Raw genomic sequence first — 16396 nt, 5'->3', positions numbered from 1 at the left:
AGGCGTTAGTTCGTTGTTGTATCAGCCTGCGTCTCTAGGGCGGCATAGCCCTCGGGCAGGTCAATTTCGTAGAATGTATACGACAGTGTGATCGTATGCACGTATTTGGCTTCCAGATCTTCGACCATTTCAGGGTCGACGAAAAAGGTCACCGGCATCTGAACCCGTTCGCCGGGCTGCAGCACCTGCTCTTCAAAGCAGAAGCAGGCAATTTTCTGAAAATATCCACCGGCGGAATAAGGCGCCACGTTGTAGGACGCCTGCCCGGCGATGGGGCGGTCGGTCGGGTTATAGGCCTCATAGAAGGCCAGTCCGGTTTCACCGATCCGCACTTCCATTTCGCGTTCGACCGGCTTGAATTCCCAGGCCATGTCCTTGGCCTTAGAGGCGTCAAAGCGGACGGTAACCTTGCGGTCCAGAATATCTTCCGGAGCGGTCTCGGCCACGCCTGTTGTGCCACCAAAACCGGTGACACGGCAGAACCAGTCATAAAACGGAACCGAAGCCCAGGCCAGGCTGCCCATCAGGACAACCACACCCACCGTCTGGGCGACTGTCTTCTGCGGACCCGTCAACGCCATCAGTTCTGCACCTCTTGCGTCGCCAGACTGAAATCGGTGCCCGAGACCTTGACGATCGTCAGGCCAAAAATGATCACGATGAAAGCGGCCAGCGTCAGGCCGACGCCAAGGTTACGGCTAAACCGGCGTTGGTGCAGTTCGTGGCTTTTGCGCAGGCTCATGACCAGCCTCCCAGCCCATAGGGTTTCAGCAGCGCTTCGGCCAGAATCGCGCCAAAGTGCAGGAACAGGTAGAGCAGCGACAGTTTGAAGAAAGAGCGCTCGACTTTGAAATTGTCAGCTTCTGAATCGTCCTCGGTCCGGCGGGCGATCCGCCACGCTCCGCGCAGGAACAGGGCGTTCATAACGACAGCAACCGTCAGGTAGATCGGGCCACCAATGCCCGAGAACGAAGTTCCGACAGCCAGCAACGCCAGCAGCACCGTGTAAACCAGAATGTGCCAGCGCGTGGCGCGGCGGCCATGGGTCACGGTCAGCATCGGAACACCAGCATCGTCGTAGTCCGAGCGCATGAACAGCGCCAGCGCCCAGAAATGTGGTGGCGTCCACATGAAAGTCAGGGCGAACATCAGCCAAGGCTCAATCGACATCGACCCCGTCGCGGCAACCCAGCCAATGACCGGGGGGAACGCCCCTGCCGCACCGCCAATGACGATGTTCTGAGGGGTCAATCGTTTCAGCCACATCGTGTAGATGACGACGTAGAAAAAGATCGTGAAGGCAAGGAAGGCTCCGGCGAACCAGTTCGTCGCCAGCCCCAGCATGATCACGGACAGCCCGGAAAGTGCCAGTCCCAGCGCGAGCGCTTCGCCTTCTTCAACCTTCCCAGCCGGGATCGGACGACCTTTGGTGCGCTTCATCACCTTGTCGATATCGGCATCCCACCACATGTTCAGAGCGCCGGACGCGCCACCGCCAATAGCGATGAACAGGATGGCGCAAAATCCGACAAAGGGATGCACAGGGACCGGAGCGGCCAGCAGGCCAACCAAAGCCGTAAACACGACCAGCGACATCACACGTGGTTTCAGCAAGGCGAAGTAATCGCCAAAGCCGGCCTCATCCGCATGGGATTTGGCGGTCACAGTGCTGGCATTGATGCTTGCGTCGCTCATTTCTGGTCCTTTTGGGGCGAAAGCCGCGCGAAACCCGCGCAGCTTGCTGTGTTCAAAGCGCGGGGTATTTGCCCGCGCGGGCTATCAGTTCGAAGCAACCTGGTAGGATGCCGGCTGACCTGCGTACTCTTCCAGTGCGCCCTGCAGCCACTGATCGTAGGCCTCTTGGCTGACCACTTTCACCGTGATCGGCATGTAGGCGTGGTCCTTGCCGCACAGTTCCGAACACTGACCGAAGTAGACACCTTCCTTGTCAGCCTGGAACCACAGCTCGGCCAGACGACCCGGCACACCATCTTGCTTCACGCCAAAGGATGGGATGGTCCACGAGTGGATCACGTCCGACGCGGTAACCTGCATGACAACGATCTTGCCAACCGGCACGACAACAGCGGTATCGGTGGCCAGCAGCCATTCGTCATCGCTGTAACCGGCATCCGCCAGCTTCGCACGCATCGCATCATCCAGAACAAACGGAGTTACGTCCGCATCGGCCGGGCGGGCACCTTCGTCCAGCGTGGCCGGGTGACCCAGCAGATAGCTATCGAACGCGAAATCATGATCAACATACTCGTAAGTCCAGTACCACTGGTTGCCCACGACTTTGATAACCACGTCACCTTCCGGAATTTCCTGCTGCTTGAACAGAACCGGCAACGAGAAGGCGCCGATGAAGACCAGAATCAGGATCGGGCCGAGGGTCCATGCGATCTCGACCGGCGTGTAGTGAGAGAATCGCGCAGGCTCAGGATTCGAGCGCTGGTTGTAGCGCACGATGCAGTAGATCAGCAGGCCAGCGACGAACAAGCAGATCACGGTAATGATCACCAGAATCATTGCGTCCAGTCGCTGAATTCCTTCAGCCAAGCTGGTAGCCGCGGGCTGGAACCCGAGGCCGCCATCGACCGGCTTACCAATAATCTCAAGCTCCTGAGCCATGGCGGGAAGGCTGGAGAGGGCTGTCATGAACCCCGAAAGCATCAAAGCATTCTTCATTTTCTGTCCTGATCGTCTGATCTTAGCTTCTCTGGCGAAAAGGTGTGAATCGGTCGCACCTCTCCCGTTGTCTTTGGCCGCGTTAAAAACCATATTCCGACGGGTAGATAAAGCAAAATGCTTGCGTCAAACAGACGCTATTTTTGATCTGGATCAAACCCGAAAGGTCCCAACCGATGCCCAACGACCCGTTTCGCCCCTTTGAAAGCGCTATTCCGCAGGACGAAGCGCTTGCAGTTCTGAGGTCCGCCACCTCCGGGGCGGAGGATGGAGAATTGTTTGTCGAACGGCGAAAATCCGAGTCACTGGTCTTTGACGACGGTCGTTTGCGCACTGCGTCTTATGACGCCTCAGAAGGGTTTGGCCTGCGCGCAGTTCAGGGTGAGGTCGCCGGATACGCGCACTCCACAGACGTATCCATTCCGGCCCTGAAACGGGCTGCCGAGACGGCACGCCTGGCTGTCGGTGACGGGGGCGGCACGTTGGCGGACGCGCCGCGCGCTACCAATACCCGCCTATACACAGATGAGGACCCGATCGAATCCGCCGCCTTCCCAGTCAAGATCGAGACCCTGCGCGAGATCGACGCCTTCGCCCGTGATCTGGACCCGCGCGTCGTGCAAGTCAGCGCAACAATCGCCGCCGCTGTGCAAGAGGTGGAAATCCTGCGCCCCGATGGCATTCTGGTCCGGGACGTGCGCCCAATGACGCGCCTGAACGTCTCGGTCATCGTCGAGCAGAACGGCCGGCGTGAAAGCGGCTCGACCGGCGGCGGTGGTCGCGTTGGCCTGGACGGTTTGATCGACCCGGCCGACTGGCAGGACAAGGCGCGAGAGGCGCTGCGGATCGCACTGGTCAATCTTGACGCGGTTCCCGCGCCTGCCGGTGTGATGGAAGTTGCCTTGGGTCCCGGCTGGCCCGGTATCCTGCTGCATGAGGCCATCGGGCATGGGCTGGAAGGCGATTTCAACCGCAAGGGCAGCTCGGCTTTTGCCGACCTCATGGGGCAGCAAATCGCATCCAAAGGGGTAACGGTGGTGGATGACGGCACGATCCCGGATCGGCGCGGGTCGATCACGCTTGATGACGAAGGTACGCCAAGTTCGCGGACGGTTCTGATCGAGGACGGTGTCCTGACCGGTTACATGCAGGACCGTCAGAACGCGCGTCTGATGGGGGTTGCCCCCACTGGTAACGGACGGCGGCAGAGCTATGCACACAAACCAATGCCGCGGATGACGAACACGGTGATGCTGGGCGGCGATGCCGATCCGGCCGCGCTGGTAGCCGACATCAAAGACGGCATCTGGGCTGTAGGCTTTGGGGGCGGTCAGGTCGATATCACCAACGGCAAGTTCGTATTCTCCTGCACCGAAGCGTACCGGGTCGAAAACGGCAAGATCGGCGCGCCCGTGAAAGGCGCCACCTTGATAGGGGACGGTCCGTCAGCTTTGAAACGTATTCGCGGGCTGGGCAATGACATGGCGCTGGATCCGGGTATGGGAACATGCGGCAAAGACGGCCAGTGGGTTCCGGTCGGAGTCGGGCAGCCGACGGTTCTGATGGATGGCCTGACGGTTGGCGGATCGGCCGCATAATCGGGATTCGCTTGGCGATCAGTCGAGAGCGCAGGGTTAACGTTGCGCTCTCATTTGACTGGTGTTCCAGAGTTTCATTGCGTAACCGCATAAAGTTCGCGGGTTATTTTTCAATTGTATTTCAAAGCATTAATCGAGATCAGGCGCCATTCCCCGAAAATTATCCGAATAATTTGACGCGATTCACAAGCTGTTAACCCCGGCAGTCGTAAACCAGTTCTGCAATCAGGCGGAGCGACGGATGACCGAAGAGCAGCTATCTTCCAATCACCCCACACTCCCACCCACCACGGAAGAGGATCGGTTTTCCTGGCTTCGCCTGTTGCGCTCTCGCAAGGTCGGTCCGGCGACGTTTCGACGGCTGCTGCGGGAACATGGCTCGGCGCAGAATGCGCTGGCCGCGCTGCCGGAAATGGCACGCGCTGCCGGAATTGAGGGGTATGAAATTTGCCCGCCCGGTGTGATTGAGGCGGAGCTCAAGGCCGCAAAAGCCGCACATGCGAAACTTCTGTGCCTTGGGTCCGCCGATTTCCCCTCAGCACTGAACGATCTCTCCGATGGCCCGCCGATGCTTTGGGCCATTGGCAATGCATCTCTTTTGCAAAGAAGTTCGATTGCCTTGGTCGGGGCACGGAATTGTTCCTCGCTTGGCGCGCGTATGGCACGAGGGCTTGCGACAGATCTGGGTAAGCAAGGTCATGTCGTGGTATCCGGCCTGGCACGCGGCATCGATACCTCGGCCCATTTGGCGGCGTTGGAAACGGGCACCGTCGCAGTAATGGCAGGCGGGGTGGATGTAGTATACCCGGCTGAAAACGCAGCACTGGCGGACCAGATTGCCAGAACAGGCGTGCGCGTATCCGAACAACCGATGGGCGTTACACCGCAGGCCCGTCACTTTCCGCGCAGAAACAGAATCATTTCAGGGCTGGCGCAAGCGGTCGTCGTTGTTGAAGCCGCCGCAAAGTCCGGTAGCCTGATCACGGCGCGGGACGCCCTGGATCAGGGGCGCGAAGTTCTGGCGGTGCCCGGTCACCCTTTCGACGCCCGCGCTGCCGGGTGCAACTTGCTGATCCGAGACGGCGCGACATTGGTGCGATCTGCTGAAGATGTCATTGAGGCACTGCCAAAACAGGTTGCAAATTGCGATGTCGAAAGCCCTTCCCTGCCCCACATGCCGGATGAACCATTCATCACCGGCGTCGCGCTGCACAAGGAAATCCTGTCGCGATTGGGGCCGTCCCCGATTGCCGAGGACCAGTTGATCCGAGATATCGCCGCAACGGCCGGAGAAATCGGCCCTGCACTGATCGATCTGGAACTTGATGGGCGCATCCAGCGGCAACCGGGCGGTTTGCTGTCTTTGACGGCGTAACACGGATTCGCCCTGCCGCGCCCTTTGGTTTGGCGCCGTGTATCCACCTGATATTACCGCGTTATTTCCACCTTCAAAGGAACGCATTGACAATTCGCCCTTGCCCTCCACATTTTGCACGACCATAGAAGGCGTACATTCTGTCGAGCGAGGTTTTCCCTTAAATGCCTGTAGTTGTTGTAGAATCTCCTGCCAAGGCCAAAACAATCAATAAATATCTTGGCCCCGACTACACGGTTCTTGCGTCTTACGGCCACGTACGTGACCTTCCGCCAAAGGACGGATCCGTCGATCCCGAGCATGAATTTGAGATGAAATGGGAAGTCGGAAACGACAGCCGAAAGCACGTCAAGGCGATCGCCGACGCCCTGAAGGAAGACAATGCTCTGATCCTTGCAACCGACCCTGATCGCGAGGGTGAAGCCATCAGCTGGCACTTGCAGGAAGCGCTAACCAAGCGTCGGTCAATTAAGAAAGACACACCAGTCAGCCGCGTCACGTTCAACGCGATTACCAAAGACGCTGTGACCGAAGCGATGCAAAACCCGCGCGAAGTCGACATGCCGCTGGTCGAGGCTTATTTGGCGCGTCGCGCGCTGGATTACCTTGTTGGGTTCAACCTGTCTCCGGTCCTTTGGCGCAAACTCCCCGGCGCCAAGTCCGCTGGTCGTGTGCAATCGGTCTGTCTGCGCCTAATCGTCGAGCGCGAGATGGAGATAGAGGCCTTCAAACCGGTTGAATACTGGTCGGTCAAGGCACTGTTCGAAACGCCGCGCGGACAGACCTATGAGGCACGCCTGGTCACTCTGGCCGGTAAAAAGCTGGACAAACACGATCTGGCCAACGCGACACAGGCTGAGTTGGCGGTTCAGGCTATCACCAGCCGCGCTCTAAGCGTGACATCGGTTGAGGCAAAGCCGGCAGCGCGCAATCCCAGTGCCCCCTTCATGACCTCGACCCTGCAGCAAGAGGCCAGCCGGAAGTTCGGCATGGGCGCGCGCCATGCGATGCAGGTGGCGCAGCGGCTGTATGAGGCGGGTTACATCACTTACATGCGGACCGATGGCATCGACATGGCGCCCGAAGCTGTGGCTGCCACCCGCGACGCGATCACCGATCGCTACGGCGCCAAATACGTACCGGACAGCCCGCGCATCTATAAAAACAAAGCCAAAAACGCGCAGGAAGCGCACGAATGTATCCGCCCGACGGATATGTCGCGCGATGCCAAGGCTCTGAAGGTTACGGATGAGGATCAGCGCAAGCTATATGACCTGATCTGGAAGCGCACGATTGCCTGTCAGATGGCTGCGGCCCGGCTGGAACGTACGACGGTCGAGATCGGCAGCGATGACGGTCAGGTCGGTCTGCGCGCCACAGGTCAGGTGGTTCTGTTTGACGGGTTCATGCGCGTCTACGAAGAAGGCCGCGATGATGTAGCCGACGAAGACGAAAAGCGCCTGCCTCAGATCATGCAGGGTGATCCGGCCCGCTTTGCCAAAACCTCATTGCGGGATCAGTTCGCGAAGGCGACCAGTGAATCTGGCGACAAGGTCGCGAAAGAAGCCATTCTGTCGGAGAATGAAGCCGTTCTGGCGCTGCAGCACCACACGCAGCCCCCACCGCGCTATACCGAGGCCACCTTGGTCAAGCGGATGGAAGAGTTGGGGATCGGTCGCCCGTCGACCTATGCCTCGATCGTGACCACGATTCAGGACCGGGAGTATGTGCGCAAGGACAAGAACAGGCTGATCCCTGAGGAAAAGGGCCGGATCGTCACCATCTTTCTGCTGAACTTTTTCCGGCAATATGTGGGCTACGAGTTCACCGCAAATCTGGAGGAGCAACTGGACGACGTCAGCGCCGGGGACCGCGACTACAAGGACCTGCTGGGCAAGTTCTGGCGCGATTTCTCAGCGGCGATCGGCGAGACGTCCGAACTGCGCATCTCGGAAGTGCTGGACAAGCTGGACGAGGCGCTGGCACCGCAGCTCTATCCTCCACGTGAGGATGGATCCGATCCGCGTATCTGCCCGAAGTGTGGTGTGGGTCAATTGCACCTCAAAACATCCCGGACTGGCGGTTTCGTGGGCTGCGGGAACTATCCCGAATGCACATATACCCGCCCCATCGCTGGTGAGGGGGCCGAGGGCGATGAACGCCTGCTGGGCGAAGACTCAGGTGATGAGATCTGGCTGAAATCCGGACGCTTTGGTCCCTATGTTCAACGTGGCGAGCCGACACCTGAAAACAAGAAGCCGCCGCGCGCGTCTCTGCCGCGCGGTTGGAACAAGGATGACATGGATCTGGACAAGGCGCTGACCTTGCTCAGTCTGCCGCGCCAGATCGGTGAACACCCCGAGGGCGGCTTGATCAGTGCGAATTTCGGGCGGTTCGGACCCTATTTGATGCATCAGTTGCCGGAAGAGGCCAAGCCGGTCTATGCCAACCTCAAAGACCCCAACGACGTGTTTGAGATCGGCATGAACCGCGCTGTCGAGATGCTGGCCGAAAAACGTGCCAACCCCGGGCGGGGCCGTCGCGCGGCAGCCAAACCGTTGAAGGAATTGGGCGATCACCCAGATGGTGGCGCAATGCAGGTTCTGGATGGGCGTTATGGACCGTATGTGAAATGGGAAAAGGTCAATGCGACCATTCCCAAGGACATCAAGCCCGAAGACGTGACGCAGGTAATGGCCATCGAATTGGTCAACGAGCGCGCGGCCAAAAAGGGCACCAAGAAAAAGGCTGCACCGAAAAAGAAAGCCGCTGCCAAGAAGACGACCAAAAAGGCGGCCACCTGACGGTCGGCTAGGTAGAAATACCACCTACCCCTTGGTTTCATTGACTTCCCCGTGACGTGGCGGCACAACCTGCGCCATCACCATGTCATTGGGGGAGTTTTCCATGAAGAAAGTCTATGCCAATGCCACCGAAGCGCTCGATGGAGTGATTTCGGACGGCATGATGATCGCGGCGGGCGGTTTTGGCCTGTGCGGTATTCCCGAGCTGCTGCTTGAGGCGATCAAGGACTCGGGTGCTCAGAACCTGACTTTTGCGTCGAACAACGCTGGCGTCGACGATTTCGGCATCGGCATCCTGCTGCAGACCAAGCAGGTCAAAAAGATGATCAGCTCTTATGTCGGCGAAAACGCCGAGTTCATGCGCCAGTACCTGAGCGGTGAGCTGGAGCTGGAGTTCAACCCGCAAGGCACACTGGCCGAGCGTATGCGCGCCGGTGGTGCGGGCATCCCCGGTTTCTACACCAAGACCGGCGTGGGCACTGTGATCGCTGAAGGCAAAGAGCACAAAGACTTCAACGGCGAGACTTACATTCTGGAAGAAGGCATCTTTGCCGATCTGGCCATCGTCAAAGCCTGGAAAGCCGACGACACTGGCAACCTTATTTTCCGCAAGACCGCCCGCAACTTCAACGCGCCCGCGGCAACCTGCGGCAAGATCTGCATCGCGGAAGTGGAAGAGATCGTACCGCGCGGCTCGCTGGACCCTGACGCGATTCACCTGCCCGGTATCTACGTGCACCGCATCATTCAGGGCGAGCACGAGAAGCGCATCGAACAACGCACCACCCGTAAGAAGGAGGAAGCATAATGCCCTGGGACCGTAATCAAATGGCCGCCCGCGCCGCACAAGAGTTGGAAGACGGCATGTATGTGAACCTCGGCATCGGGATTCCGACGCTGGTGGCGAACTATGTGGGTGACAAAGACATCACCCTTCAGTCCGAAAACGGTATGCTGGGCATGGGTCCCTTCCCCTTCGAGGGTGAAGAGGACGCAGACCTGATCAACGCGGGCAAGCAGACGATCACCGAACTGTCGCGCACATCATATTTCGACAGTGCTACTTCGTTTGCCATGATCCGGGGTGGCAAGATCGCAGCCGCGGTTTTGGGCGCGATGGAGGTCGATGAAGAGGGCGACCTGGCCAACTGGATGATTCCCGGGGTGCTCGTCAAAGGCATGGGCGGCGCAATGGATCTGGTTGCAGGCGTTGGCCGCGTAATTGTGGTGATGGATCACACCAACAAGCACGGAAAATCCAAACTGCTGAAGAAATGCACCCTGCCCCTGACCGGCAAGAAGGTGGTGAATCGCATCATCACCAACTTGGGCGTTCTGGACGTGGTCGATGGCGGGCTGAAGATCATCGAGATCGCCGAAGGCGTGACCGAAGACGAGATTCGCGCTGCAACCGAAGCTAATATCGTCAACTGATTCCGATCATAGAAAAGGCCCGCCGGTCGCGAGCGGGCCTTTTTCAATTCCCGGTTTGAAAGACGCATCCGTCCGAAATTAACTCCGGCGGCGTTGAACACAAGGCACGGGCCACTTGAAACGCTGCTAAAACCTTTGGCACATAGTCACGCGTTTCCGCATAGGGCGGCACGCCTTCGTGTTTTCGCACGGCGCCTTCGCCTGCATTGTACCCGGCCAGCACTAGAATCGGGTCATTACCGAACTCTTCCATCAGCCAATTCAGGTATTTCACCCCGCCTGAGATATTCTGTGACGGCTGCATGCTGTCCTTGACGCCAAAGCGTTTGGCAGTGGCGGGCATCAACTGCATCAATCCCTGTGCCCCGGCTGAACTGACGGCATCCGTACGCCCGGCCGATTCCACCGAAATAACGGCCAGCACCAGTGCCGGAGAAACATTTGTACCAATGGTTGAACGCAGAATATCAACGCCGCGCTGTTCGGCGATGTTCTGCAACGTCTGCAACCTTGGCGAAGAGATGTTTGTGGCTGCCAGCGCGTTTATGGCATCGTCCAGCCGCCCAGACTCGGACTCGGCCAGTGCGGGTGAGATCCTCTCCCAAAAAGCTTTATAAGATCCGACCGCTTTATTCACTGCGCCAACAGCACCCGGCACTGCGGCGGGCACGACCCGCGTGCGCGCAATGATCTCGGGTACAATGATCTCAGTGCCGGTACTTGGGGCGGAAGGTGCCGTCGCATGTTGCTCGGCTGTTATCTGTACCGTGACGCGGGGCCGCGTTCCCGGCTTCGGCGCCTTCACCCGCTTATAGACACCCCTTGGCTCGGTCTCGCTTGCGACTGCTGGCACTGGGCCAGACACCACCAACACCGCTAAGCCGGCGCAAGTTATTGCGTCCCGGAGATTCATTTGCCTGCCTCATGTTTATTCTTTTGGTTGATTTGAACCTCGAATCCGCCCGTAAGACCAGAAAAACAATGCGAAATGGGGCAATTTCGCCTCATTTGCCGCAATTTTGCATCGGCCAAACAAGGCTACATCGGTCGCATTGAATTTTTATTCATTTCTTTTCAATGCCTTACACAAAAAACTACCAAAAAGTTAAACTCCCACCAAAAAAAATGGGGTTTGGCCCAATTCCTGCCACGCACAGCAGGCAATCATAGTGCCATACCGAGACGGTCGGGAGCGGACTGAGAGAGAAAGCTCTGGGAGACGCCAAGGTTTAAGTGACTTTTTTGATCCTTTAGGAGGGACGTAACATGATCAAGTTCATCAAGAACTTCCGCAAAGACGAAGACGGCGCCGTAACAGTTGACTGGGTCGTTCTGACCGCAGCCGTTGTTGGCCTGGCAGCAGTTGCCTACACTCAGATCGGTGAAGGCACCGGCAAAGTTTCAAAGAAAGTTGGAACCGCGCTGACCACAGTTGAAGGCGCTGTTCAGAATCCTGACGTAGACTTCACGCAGCAATAATAACTCAGATACTCTGAGTTTTCTTTGATGGGGGCCTGGCTTGTTTCAGCTTGGCCCCCATTTTTTCAGAAACTCCAACTTTGGGGTTCCCATGGTAAACAGAGTAAAAAATCTCCTGAAAGATGAAGATGGTGCAATCACTGTTGATTGGGTCGTTTTGACAGCGGCGCTGGTTGGGATTGCCGTCTTCATCGGCCTGTACATAGCGGACCCCGTAAGGGAATTAGATGGTGCAGTCGGCACATCGCTGACCACGGTTAGCGACAATGTTCAGGAAATCACTGTTAACTTTAGCCAGCCTGATTCCTGATCCCGTTCGCAGCTAAGCCATAGCGCTTAAGAAAGGCTGCGAAAAAGTAATGATTGTCCCCCTTTTCGACACAATTGGCATTCATATTGGGGGAAACTGATGTCGTAACGTGTTCGACGTCTAACCTGAATGAAGTAATGCGAGGGGACGCGAATGCGCGCAGTATTTGGACTAGTCCTGATTATCGGGGTGGCTTTGGCCGGAGGTGCCGTCTATTTGGCACGAGACTATATCGCTCAGTATCAGGACCAACTTGCCCGAGAGCGCCTGGCGACGCAGGAAGCGTTGGCAAATGTCAAAACAATTCCGACTGTCGGAGTGATCGTTTCAAACAAGGCTCTGAAATACGGCCAACGCCTGACCGAGGAAGACGTTCGTATCGTGAACTGGCCCGAGGACGCCATCCCTGAAGGCACCTTCGTGGAAATGGCGGTGCTATTCCCGGAAGACGCGAGGGGTGAACGCTTTGTCCTGAGAGCAATGGAAAAGGACGAGGCTCTGATGGAGGTGAAAGTCACGCAACCCGGCGAAGCGGCAGGTATTACGTCTCGCCTTGAAAAAGGTATGCGAGCGTTCGCTATCAGCGTGGACGTGGCATCGGGCGTATCAGGCTTCTTGCGTCCAGGCGACAATGTCGATGTTTATTGGACCGGCTCCCTGGTAGGTGCAGGCGGCGAAGGCGAGATCACACGCCTGATCCAGAACAACATCGAGTTGATCGCAGTTGACCAGACCGCGGGATCAGATGTGACCGGCACCACGATCGCGCGCACGGTAACGGTGGCCGCGACCCCGGAACAGATCGCCGCACTGGCTCAGGCTCAGAATACTGGGCGATTGTCCCTGGCGTTGGTCGGGGTGCAGGATGAAACCGTCGCTAGCGCAGTCGAAGTAGACCAGCGCAAGCTGCTGGGAATCAAAGAAGCGGCACCGACCCCCGTCGCCCAGGAGGAAAAAGTCTGTACCGTGAATACCCGCCGCGGTGGTGAGATTGTAAAAACGGTCATCCCCTGCACAAACTAATGAAAAATCAGAACCTTAAAGACACAAGCCGTGCGTTCAGCGCGGCTTGTGTTTTTTCGGATGTTGCGTATTACCCACATAAGGAAGTTTCCAGAAACCATTGATTATTGCAATAAATTCGCAATTCGCGCAGTGTTAATGCACATAAGGGCATTAGACCTAAAACGAGGCGTGATCGGAGAGGCAGGTCACATGAAAATAAGTTCCTGGATCAGCGCAACCCTGCTTGGGTTGGCGCTAGTTATCAGTTCGGCTGGCGATGCCGTCCGGGCTGAAACCCTTCGCGTGGTCAAGAACGGAACGGCGGAAACGCTGGATGTTCCGATGAACCGCGCAATTGTTGTTGAAAGCGAAACACCGTTCGCGGAGCTTAGCATTGCTAATGCGGGCATCGCCGACATTTCGTCGCTTTCGGACCGCACTATCTATGTTCTGGGTAAGGCGCCCGGCCTGACGACTCTGACCTTGTTTGACGGGGCGGGCAATTTGCTCGCCAACGTCCGGGTCCGCGTTTCCCCGGACGTATCCGAGTTCAAAGAGCGGCTTCGTCAGATTCTACCGAGCGAACCGGTCGAAGTACGCACCGCGAATGACGGGATCGTCCTTTCGGGCACGGTTTCCAGCGCGGCAAAACTTGCGCGTGCGCTGGAGCTGGCAGAACGTTACGCGCCCGAGCGTGTTTCTAACCTGATGTCGGTTGGCGGTGTTCAACAGGTTATGCTGAAAGTTCGCTTTGCCGAGATGAACCGGTCTGTCGCCAAAAGCCTGACCGCATCGCTTGGCTTTGGCGGCAGTGATGTAACGGGTGGTATCAACACACTGAACAGCGCTGGTGCTTTGGCCAACGCGTTGAGCAACAGAATCCCCCTCCAACAGACGAATACAGGTGCTATCCTGTTTGGCTTTGGCGCTGGTTCTACACAGGTGCGGTTGCTGCTGGAAGCCCTTGAGAGCAAAGGACTTGTCCGCAGTTTGGCGGAACCCAACCTGTCCGCCCTTTCAGGTCAGGAAGCAGAGTTCCTGGCGGGTGGCCAGGTGCCAATTCCGGTTCCAGCGGACGACGGCACCATTGGAATTGAATATCGTTCCTTTGGTGTTCAGATCCTCTTTACCCCCCGCGTGGTGGATGGAAACATCATCAACCTCGAGATGGGTACATCGGTTTCAAGCATCGATCCGAACTCGGAATTCACGATTGCAGGCAACAACGTGCCGACTTTCATCGTTCGCGACACAAAGACGACGGTTGAACTGCGGGATGGCGAGAGCTTTGCCATTGCAGGCTTGATTCAGGACAACTTCACGGACTTGAACAGCCAACTCCCATGGATCGGCGACGTTCCTGTGTTGGGTGCCTTGTTCCGCAGCGCTGAATACCAACGTCAACAAACTGAACTGGTGATCATTGTCACCGCACATCTTGTTTCGCCGACCCGCGGTGAAGCCCTGGCCTTGCCAACCGATCGGGTCAAACCGCCCACCGAGTTTGACTTGTTCCTCAATGGCAAAACAGCACGTACCGTGCGTTTGGGTGCCGGTGGCGCGTCCGAAGTCGCCAAGCAGGATTTTGGCAGCTCGTACGGCTACATCCTGGAATGATGGAGAGGATAGGACCAATGCAGAAGTGGATCATTACACTGGGTCTTTCAGTCGCTGTCGCCGGATGTACGCGTGAGGCAGGTTATGAAATTGACCAAGGCACCTTCGGGAACGCGACCCTGAATAACATTCAGGTCATGAACGGGGAACTGACTTATGCCCAGATTCTGGGTCAACGGTTTGCCGCCGAGGTGCCAACGCAGATCAACTTTGCCTTCGATAGCGCAAATCTGGACGCAACTGCTCAGCGCACTTTGCTTCGGCAGGCGGCCTGGATCAAACAATTCCCCGAAGTGCGGTTCCGCGTTTACGGCCATACGGATGCCGTCGGATCCAAGGCATATAACCAGGCCCTTGGACAACGCCGCGCCAACGCCGCAGTTGCGTTTTTGACGCAACAGGGAATCTCACGGTCCAGGCTGGAAGCCGTTGTTTCCTTCGGTAAAACGCGGCCTCTGATCGACACAGCGAACCGGGATCGCCGCAACCGCCGCACGGTGACAGAGGTATCCGGTTTCTTGGATCGCAACCCGCTTGTACTGGATGGCAAGTATGCTGAGATCGTCTATCGCGAATACGTCGCAAGTGCCACGAGAGAAAGCTACATCCAGCGTGAAGATGCCTCCACCTCTAGCGAAGAATAATCCATATGAAATGGGCGGCATCGTCGCCCATTTCCCTACAATTGGTTCTTTTGCGCCAAAATCTTGCCTAAGTTCCAAGCCATCTTTTCAACAATAGGGTGAAGTGCGGCCCACATTGGCCGCGACCGGGCAACAGCAAACTGAACCGAACCAAGTACGTTCGGTCAGTATGCAGGCCCTCACGACGAGGATTGTGTAAATGACAAGCGCCACGACGCATGATGATGGGACTGCTATTCTGGCCTGCACGATCAGCCGCGACGTTCAGAACTTTGATCTGCTGATCGAAGATATGGAGGCCATACTGGGTGAGCGTTGGGGAGACCTGGGGTTTGCCGAAGCTCTGGCATTCTTCAGCCAGCCAGAGGCAGAAAGCCTTGAATTCGTTGCACTTGCCATTGACGGCGAAGACGAAGACAACCTTTCCCTGATGGGCGAAATCATCTCTCAGGCCAAGGAAAAGAAGATCAAGGTCGTGCTGATCGCCGAGGATGTAACGCCAGCCTCACTGCATCAGCTTTTGCGCAAGGGTGCGGACGAGTTTGTCCCCTACCCTCTTCCCGAAGGTGAACTTCAGGAAGCCATCGAGCGCATGAACAAACCTGATCCGGTTGCTGCTCCGCAGGCGGCGGCTGTTCCGATGGTTCAGGGCGAATCAAAAGAGGGAGCCCTTTTTGTCGTCCAAGGTCTGGCGGGCGGCGTGGGGTCGACCACGCTGGCGGTCAACCTGGCCTGGGAGCTTGCAACAGTTTCTGATAAAGACGCGCCAACCGTCTGCCTGATCGACCTGGACCTGCAATATGGCAGCGTGTCGACCTATTTGGATCTTCCGCGTCGCGAAACCGTATTCGAAATGCTGTCAGACACCGCTTCGATGGATGACGATGTGTTCTCACAGGCCCTTCAGACCTTTGAGGAAAAGCTCGAGGTTCTGACCTCACCGTCGGATATGGTTCCGCTGGACCTGATCACCCCCGAAGACATTGGGCGAGTAATTGAAACCGCCCGCAGGCAATTCGACTATGTGGTCATCGATATGCCAACGACTTTGGTTCATTGGTCGGAAACAGTACTCCAGACCGCGCATGTGTATTTTGCGTTGCTTGAACTGGACATGCGTTCGGCACAGAACGCGCTGCGCCTGAAGCGGGCCTTACAGGCTGAAGAGCTACCGTTCGAAAAGTTACGCTTTGCGTTGAACCGGGCTCCGAAATTCACGGATTTGAATGGCAAAAGCCGGGTCAAGCGAATGGGCGAAAGCCTGGGTATTTCGATCGACCTGCAATTGCCGGATGGTGGCAAACCGGTCATGCAAAGCGGCGATCACGGTCTGCCGCTGGCCAATTCGGCGGCCAAAAATCCGTTGCGCCGGGAAATCGCCAAACTTGCAAAGTCGCTTCACAGCCTGGGCAGCAACAACGCCGAGGCCGCGTAACGGA

At 57.2% G+C, this 16396-nt stretch carries 16 protein-coding genes; 11 read left to right on the top strand and 5 right to left on the bottom strand.

From position 1 onward, the window contains the following. Positions 1-5: 5 nt before the first annotated feature. The 4 genes from ACR0J0_RS09215 to coxB form a co-directional block, all read right to left on the bottom strand. Entirely contained in the window at positions 6-581 is a 576-nt protein-coding gene (locus ACR0J0_RS09215; RefSeq protein WP_480663203.1) for a cytochrome c oxidase assembly protein, read from the bottom strand. Next, positions 581-742: a hypothetical protein gene (locus ACR0J0_RS09210; protein WP_239336011.1), complete on the bottom strand. Its 162-nt coding sequence runs from the start codon at positions 740-742 to the stop codon at positions 581-583. The genes ACR0J0_RS09215 and ACR0J0_RS09210 overlap by 1 nt, the downstream gene beginning before the upstream one ends. Further along, on the bottom strand, positions 739-1695 hold the full coding sequence (cyoE, locus tag ACR0J0_RS09205) for a heme o synthase (protein ID WP_480663201.1): 957 nt from the start codon (positions 1693-1695) through the stop codon (positions 739-741). The genes ACR0J0_RS09210 and cyoE overlap by 4 nt, the downstream gene beginning before the upstream one ends. Before the next feature lie 84 nt (positions 1696-1779). After that, positions 1780-2691, bottom strand: a complete 912-nt coding sequence (gene coxB, locus ACR0J0_RS09200; RefSeq protein ID WP_480663199.1) for a cytochrome c oxidase subunit II — start codon at positions 2689-2691, stop codon at positions 1780-1782. Between the two features lie 176 nt (positions 2692-2867). Here coxB and tldD point away from each other — a divergent pair, with 176 nt between their 5' ends. From tldD to ACR0J0_RS09175, 5 genes are all read left to right on the top strand, one after another. Then, a complete protein-coding gene (gene tldD, locus ACR0J0_RS09195; protein ID WP_480663197.1) occupies positions 2868-4289 on the top strand; it encodes a metalloprotease TldD in 1422 nt (473 codons plus the stop codon). Between the two features lie 241 nt (positions 4290-4530). Then, positions 4531-5664, top strand: coding sequence for a DNA-processing protein DprA (dprA, locus tag ACR0J0_RS09190; RefSeq protein ID WP_480663195.1), 1134 nt, complete (start codon positions 4531-4533; stop codon positions 5662-5664). 164 nt (positions 5665-5828) lie between these two features. Beyond that, positions 5829-8468: a type I DNA topoisomerase gene (gene topA / locus ACR0J0_RS09185; RefSeq protein ID WP_480663193.1), complete on the top strand. Its 2640-nt coding sequence runs from the start codon at positions 5829-5831 to the stop codon at positions 8466-8468. Between the two features lie 103 nt (positions 8469-8571). Further along, positions 8572-9276, top strand: a complete 705-nt coding sequence (locus tag ACR0J0_RS09180; protein WP_480663191.1) for a CoA transferase subunit A — start codon at positions 8572-8574, stop codon at positions 9274-9276. After that, positions 9276-9902 (top strand): CoA transferase subunit B, encoded by a 627-nt coding sequence (locus tag ACR0J0_RS09175; RefSeq protein WP_170426692.1) that lies wholly within the window; start codon positions 9276-9278, stop codon positions 9900-9902. Before ACR0J0_RS09180 ends, ACR0J0_RS09175 begins: the two co-directional genes overlap by 1 nt. A 43-nt stretch (positions 9903-9945) precedes the next feature. Here the strand turns inward: ACR0J0_RS09175 and ACR0J0_RS09170 are convergent, their stop codons facing one another. Continuing rightward, on the bottom strand, positions 9946-10815 hold the full coding sequence (locus tag ACR0J0_RS09170; protein ID WP_480663189.1) for a lytic transglycosylase domain-containing protein: 870 nt from the start codon (positions 10813-10815) through the stop codon (positions 9946-9948). Between the two features lie 353 nt (positions 10816-11168). Here ACR0J0_RS09170 and ACR0J0_RS09165 point away from each other — a divergent pair, with 353 nt between their 5' ends. The 6 genes from ACR0J0_RS09165 to ACR0J0_RS09140 all read left to right on the top strand — a co-directional run bounded on the left by ACR0J0_RS09165 (position 11169) and on the right by ACR0J0_RS09140 (position 16392). After that, the gene (locus ACR0J0_RS09165) at positions 11169-11381 is read left to right on the top strand and encodes a Flp family type IVb pilin (RefSeq protein ID WP_480663187.1); all 213 of its coding nucleotides are present in this window, start codon (positions 11169-11171) and stop codon (positions 11379-11381) included. A 91-nt stretch (positions 11382-11472) separates the two neighbouring features. Beyond that, positions 11473-11691, top strand: a complete 219-nt coding sequence (locus tag ACR0J0_RS09160) for a Flp family type IVb pilin (protein ID WP_480663185.1) — start codon at positions 11473-11475, stop codon at positions 11689-11691. A gap of 153 nt (positions 11692-11844) precedes the next feature. After that, positions 11845-12714 carry a Flp pilus assembly protein CpaB gene (gene cpaB, locus ACR0J0_RS09155; protein ID WP_480663183.1) on the top strand — a complete coding sequence of 290 codons (870 nt, stop codon included), beginning with the start codon at positions 11845-11847 and terminating at the stop codon, positions 12712-12714. A gap of 192 nt (positions 12715-12906) precedes the next feature. After that, positions 12907-14313: a type II and III secretion system protein family protein gene (locus ACR0J0_RS09150; RefSeq protein WP_480663181.1), complete on the top strand. Its 1407-nt coding sequence runs from the start codon at positions 12907-12909 to the stop codon at positions 14311-14313. A 17-nt stretch (positions 14314-14330) separates the two neighbouring features. Continuing rightward, positions 14331-14957, top strand: a complete 627-nt coding sequence (locus ACR0J0_RS09145; RefSeq protein WP_480663179.1) for an OmpA family protein — start codon at positions 14331-14333, stop codon at positions 14955-14957. Positions 14958-15156: 199 nt separating this feature from the next. Further along, positions 15157-16392, top strand: a complete 1236-nt coding sequence (locus tag ACR0J0_RS09140) for a CpaE/TadZ family protein (RefSeq protein WP_480663177.1) — start codon at positions 15157-15159, stop codon at positions 16390-16392. The last annotated feature ends 4 nt before the right edge of the window (positions 16393-16396 follow it).

The organism is Ruegeria sp. BF12, from assembly GCF_056538705.1.
This window is presented reverse-complemented; position numbering and strand designations above follow the sequence as displayed.